The organism is Paracoccus bogoriensis (assembly GCF_019431455.1).
Taxonomy (GTDB): Bacteria; Pseudomonadota; Alphaproteobacteria; order Rhodobacterales; family Rhodobacteraceae; genus Paracoccus; species Paracoccus bogoriensis.
This window is the reverse complement of the sequence record NZ_JAHYSR010000066.1, coordinates 1-476: the sequence shown is the minus strand read 5'-3', so window position 1 is coordinate 476 and position 476 is coordinate 1. Positions and strand designations below refer to the sequence as shown.

Here is a 476-nt window from a genome sequence, read left to right as displayed (position 1 = left end):
CGCGAGCAGGTTCCCATGGACCTGCACCGCGAGATCGGCGGCGGGGCGCGGATCCGGGCGGGCATCGAGTTCGATGCCGCCGGCCGCCGGGTCGCCACCTGGGTCTTGTCCTCCCGCCCGGGCGATCCGCTGGGGTCTCACCACATGGACCCGCTCCGCGTCCCCGCCGCCGATTGCCTGCACCTGTTCAAGCCGCTCGCCGCGGGCCAGCTGCGCGGGATCACCTGGCTCGCGCCGGTGCTGCTGCTGCTGCACGAGCTCGACCAGTTCGAGGACGCCGCACTGGTGAAGGCCAAGGTCGCGGCGCTGTTCACCGGCTTCATCACCGACCCGGACGGAACGGCGGGCGGCCTCTCGGGCATCAACAGCGGCGGCGCGCTGACCGTGGGCATGGAGCCGGGCAGCCTGATCCCGCTGCCGCCCGGCACCGACATCCGCTTCTCGAACCCCACCGAGCACGACGCCTACGCGCCCTT

The 476-nt window shown here is 72.9% G+C and carries 1 protein-coding gene; it reads left to right on the top strand.

Going from position 1 to position 476, the window contains the following annotated elements; translation table 11 throughout:
* Positions 1 to 15: 15 nt before the first annotated feature.
* Positions 16 to 476: phage portal protein (locus tag KY389_RS15965; protein ID WP_246588179.1), on the top strand; the 461-nt coding region annotated here is incomplete at its 3' end.